Here is a 4,531-nt window from a genome sequence, read left to right as displayed (position 1 = left end):
GATCGTGCATTCGCTGGTGGCGGCGCCGACCGGGGCAGGGAAGGGGGTCGGCGTCGTCATCCCGACGCTGCTGACTTATCCTGGGTCGACCGTGGTTCTCGACGTAAAGGGCGAGAACTACGAAAAGACTGCGGGCCGGCGGCACGACCTCGGCGACCGGGTGTTCAAGTTCGCCCCCTATGCGAAGGATCGGCGGAGCCACCGCTACAACCCGTTCGACGAGGTGGCGGCGGCGCCGGAGCGGCGGCGCTTCTCCGAGGCGCTGCGGCTCGCCAACAGCCTGGTCGAGGCGAAGGGCAAGGGGACCGAGTCCTGGGTCGACGGCGCCCGCGAGATCTTCGCGGCGACGGCTGTCGTCGCGCACGAGCGCGGCACGCCGACGATCGCCGCTGTCTATGATCTGCTGACCGAAGCGGGCGCACCAGGGCAGCTGCTCGAAGGTCTCGCGGCGACTACGAAGTCCGGGGAGGCGCGGTCGGTGTTCAACCGCTTCGCCGGCCAGCCGGAGAAGGTGCTCGGCAGCTACATGTCGGTGCTCTTCGATGGCGGCCTGCGGCTCTGGGCCGATCCGGACGTGCGGGATGCGACCGCGGCGACGGATTTCTGGATCACCGACTTCCGATCTGACCCGGCGAGCGTCTTCCTCTGCGTCAGCCAGAAGGACCTCGGCGTCTTGTCGCCGCTGATCCGGCTGATGTTCCAGCAGATGTTCACCCTGCTGCAGGAGACCGACCGGACCGAAGAGGACCGCTTCGACGTGCTCTTCCTGCTCGACGAGTTCGTCTCGCTCGGGCGGATGCAGGAGATGGGGCGGGCGATCACCACTGTCCGCTCCTCGGGCGCGCATCTGATGCTGATCATCCAGTCGCTCGCCAACCTGCGGGAGGTCTACGGTGCCGACGGCGCAGCGAACTTCTTGGGCAACTGCGAGCTGCAGCTCTTCATGGCGCCGACCGACGCGGACACGCCGCGGTACATTTCCGAGGCGATCGGCGATCAGACGCGGCTGGTTTGGGTGAAGTCCTGGCGGCAGCGGGGATGGGATGCGGCGTCGATCCAAGAGCGGCAGGAGGGCATCAGGCTGGTCAGGCCGGAGCAGATCCGGATGCTCGGGCCCGATGCCGCGATCGCGCTGATGCGAGACCAGAATCCGGTCCGGTTGTCCAAGGCACGTTACTTCGAGGATCGAGCGCTGAACGCGCTGCTCGAGGGTCAGGGGACCAGCGCGCCTTTCGAGGAGCCCGCAAGCATGCCTGAGACGCCGTTGCCAGGCGCAAAAACGGACGAACGGAGCACGGACGCACGCGAGCCCGCGGTGCAGGTCGAAACTCATTCGGCCTTGGCTGCCTATGCAGCCGCGGAGCAGCCCGTAGAGCCCACTGGAGAGAAGCCAGCCGCCAAGCTTGGCATCATCAACGGAAGGCTGGGCGATCTCAGGAGCGCCGTTGTTGCCTACCGTCAGCAGGAACGACAACCCAGTGAGGTTGGGGTAAACGTCGACTAGTCGGCGCTCCACCCGCCATCGACGACCACGGCGCTGCCGGTAACCAAAGCCGCTGCGTCGGATGACAGGAAAACCACCGCCCCCACCACGTCGCCCGGCGTTCCCAGACGGCCGAGCTTGATCTTCGACAGGATCGCTTGCCGCGCTGCGGGGTCTTCCAGGAAGGGCGCGGTCATCGGGGTCTCGATGAATGTCGGCCCCACGGTATTCACACGGATCCCTTTGGGTCCGAGCTCGACCGCAAGCGATTTGGTAAAGCCCTCCAGCGCCCATTTCGACGCGCAGTAGATCGTGCGGTTCGCTGCCCCTACGTGCCCCATCTGGGAGGACATATTGATGATCGACCCGGCGATCCCTGCCTTCATCATCGCCCCGCTGACCGCCTTGGCGGCAAAAACCGCCGCACGCAGATTCAGCCCCAGGACTGCATCGTAATCCTGCTCGGTCACGTCCGAGAGCGGCTTCGGACGGTTGGTCCCGGCATTGTTCACGAAGATGTCGAAGGCCGGCAGATCAGCGATGATGGCGGCGAAGCCCGCCACGTCCGTGACATCCGCCACGAGATGCGTAGCCTTGAAGCCTCTCGCCCGGATTTCGGCCGCGCCCTCGGCGATCTCGCTTTCGGTGCGGGCGCAGAGCGTGACCTCCGCGCCCATCACTGCCAGACCTTCGGCGATCGAGCGGCCGAGGCCGCGCCCGCCGCCGGTCACCAAGGCGCGGCGACCGGCAAGCGAAAGCTTCTGCTGGATATCAAAACCCGACATGACCAGCCTTCACTTGACAGCCTGCGGATTGATCGGCGATCCGGCGCCGCCGGGCAGATGCAGCGGGGGGGGCAAGGAAGAAGAACTCATAGACCTTGTCCGCCGCGCAATCCTCGGCCAGCTCCTTCAGGTAGAAGATCTCGCCCATGGCGATGCCCATGGCGGGGATCACCACCCAGTGCCAGGGCTGGTTGGCCTCGTCGGTCTGGTTCGGGCGAACCTCGCAGCCCCAGGTGTCGGTGCGGATGCCGGCGACATCCTTGTCGCGCAGCCAGAAGCAGGTGTCGAAGCCCATGCCCGGGGCGTCGCCGCCCGCGTAGCCTTCCCAGCTGCCCGCGGCAAGGCAGCGCTCCTGATGGCCGGTGCGAACCAGGACGAAATCGCCCTTGCGAACCTCGACGCCCTGCGCGGCGGCGCAGGCGTCCAGATCCGCGGGCGTGATCGCGTAACCGTCGTCGTGCAGCTTCCACGACTTGAGGGTGGCGTTGCCGGCCTCGAGGTTGGGGAAGAGGATGAGGTCGGCGCGGCCGGCGACCGGCGAGGCCCTTCGCCGAAGGGGCCGTCGATGATCAGCCCGGGCAGCGCGCCTGCGCGTGACTCCCCGAGGCGATCGTCCAGTTCTCCACCGGCGGTCGCTCCGGTGCGGGCCGAGAGCGCGGCGGCATGCTGAGTCTGCGCCCCGACATGGCTTCGTTTGTGTTTAGGCGTGGAATAATATTACTCGCTAGTTTACTCAGGTGGCATAGACCGCAGCGCAAGATGTTTTAATACAAAAAGAATAATTTATATTGGGAAACTCCTACTTTGCGAATACCACAGTTCGGTGCCCACATAAGAAAACGCGGCGCTCAAGATGGCTCTTTATCGCGCGAGCGAGCACGCGCGACTCGGTGTCGCGGCCAATGGCGACGAGGTCGTCGGCCGAGTCCGCGTGGCTGATCCTGGCGACGTCCTGTTCGATGATCGGACCTTCGTCGAGGTCGGCGGTGACGTAGTGGCTGGTGGCACCGATCAGCTTCACGCCGCGCTGGTAGGCCTGCTTGTAGGGGTTGGCGCCTTTGAAGGCCGGGAGGAACGAGTGGTGGATGTTGATTGCCCTGCCGGAGAGCTCGCGAGTGAGGTCGTCGGAGAGGACCTGCATGTAGCGGGCGAGGACGACGAGCTCGGCGCCGGTCTCGTCGACGAGAGCGAGCAGCGCGGCCTCGCGTTCGGGCTTCGTCTCCGGCGTCACCGGTAAATGAACGAAGCGGATTCCCTCGTGGTCGGCGATCCGGCGCGCGTCCGCGTGGTTCGAGACGATCGCGACCACTTCGGCGCGGAGCCACCCGACGCGGATCTGGTAGAGCAGGTGCAGGAGCGCGTGGTCGAATTTCGACACCATCGCGACGATCTTCGGCGGGCGCGTGGCGTCGGTGACCCTGAGCTCGAGACCGAGGCGGTCGATGGCGGGTGCGAGCGCCCGCTCGACGGCCGGCACGGTCAGCTCGTCGGGGCCGACGAAGGCGAGGCGGAGGAAGAAGCGGTTGGCCGGGCGGTCCCAATGCTGATTGGTCTCGGCGATGTTGCCGCCCAGGTCGGCGACGGCCGTCGAGACGGCGGCGATAATTCCGGGCAGCGGTTCGCTGGTCAGGGTCAGGACGAACGAGGATTCCGCCATGTCAGCACTCCGGGAGGTTGACGGCGAGGCCGCCGGTCGAGGTTTCCTTGTACTTGACGCTCATGTCGCGGCCGGTCTGGCGCATGGTCTCGATGCAGGCATCGAGGGGAACGATATGGACGCCGTCGCCGCGGAGCGCGAGCGAGGCGGCGGCGACGGCCTTGATGGCGCCGAGGCCGTTGCGCTCGATGCAGGGGACCTGGACCAGGCCGCGGATGGGATCGCAGGTCATGCCGAGGTGGTGCTCGAGCGCGATCTCGGCGGCGTTCTCGACCTGGGCGTTCGAGCCGCCGAGCGCGGCGCAGAGGCCGGCGGCGGCCATCGCCGCGGCGGAGCCGACCTCGCCCTGGCAGCCGACCTCGGCGCCCGAGATCGAGGCGTTGGTCTTGATGATGCCGCCGACCGCGGCGGCGGTCAGCAGGAAGTCGCGGATGCCCCGGTGGGTCGCGCCGACGCAGTGGTCGCGGTAGTAGCGGAGCACCGCGGGGACCACGCCGGCGGCGCCGTTGGTCGGCGCGGTGACGACCTGGCCGCCGGCGGCGTTCTCCTCGTTGACCGCCATGGCGTAGACCGAGAGCCAGTCGTTGACGGTATGCGGCTGGGCGA

The 4,531-nt window shown here is 67.0% G+C and carries 5 protein-coding genes and 1 pseudogene; 2 read left to right on the top strand and 4 right to left on the bottom strand.

The genetic code is table 11. The features are described from left to right. The coding region (locus tag Q0480_RS11305) for a type IV secretory system conjugative DNA transfer family protein (RefSeq protein WP_299132995.1) at positions 1-1,504 on the top strand (1,504 nt) is incomplete at its 5' end. Here Q0480_RS11305 and Q0480_RS11300 read toward each other — a convergent pair. Together Q0480_RS11300 and Q0480_RS11295 are read right to left on the bottom strand one after the other, a co-directional pair. Next, a complete protein-coding gene (locus Q0480_RS11300) occupies positions 1,501-2,268 on the bottom strand; it encodes an SDR family NAD(P)-dependent oxidoreductase (RefSeq protein ID WP_299132993.1) in 768 nt (255 codons plus the stop codon). The genes Q0480_RS11305 and Q0480_RS11300 overlap by 4 nt on opposite strands. Continuing rightward, on the bottom strand, positions 2,255-2,695 hold the full coding sequence (locus Q0480_RS11295) for a cyclase family protein (protein ID WP_299132996.1): 441 nt from the start codon (positions 2,693-2,695) through the stop codon (positions 2,255-2,257). Before Q0480_RS11295 ends, Q0480_RS11300 begins: the two co-directional genes overlap by 14 nt. Positions 2,696-2,877: 182 nt before the next feature. Here Q0480_RS11295 and Q0480_RS11290 point away from each other — a divergent pair. Then, a pseudogene (locus tag Q0480_RS11290) lies at positions 2,878-2,961 on the top strand (3-keto-5-aminohexanoate cleavage protein); the annotation flags it as partial. A gap of 106 nt (positions 2,962-3,067) precedes the next feature. Here the strand turns inward: Q0480_RS11290 and purU are convergent. Next, the gene (purU, locus tag Q0480_RS11285; protein ID WP_299132991.1) at positions 3,068-3,925 is read right to left on the bottom strand and encodes a formyltetrahydrofolate deformylase; all 858 of its coding nucleotides are present in this window, start codon (positions 3,923-3,925) and stop codon (positions 3,068-3,070) included. A 1-nt stretch (position 3,926) separates the two neighbouring features. Beyond that, positions 3,927-4,531: L-serine ammonia-lyase, iron-sulfur-dependent, subunit alpha (locus tag Q0480_RS11280; RefSeq protein ID WP_299132990.1), on the bottom strand; the 605-nt coding region annotated here is incomplete at its 5' end.

It is taken from the genome of uncultured Amaricoccus sp. (assembly GCF_937891315.1).
Lineage (GTDB): Bacteria > Pseudomonadota > Alphaproteobacteria > Rhodobacterales > Rhodobacteraceae > Amaricoccus.
The sequence above is the reverse complement of the archived record's forward strand: the minus strand, read 5'-3'. Positions and strand labels throughout refer to the sequence as shown.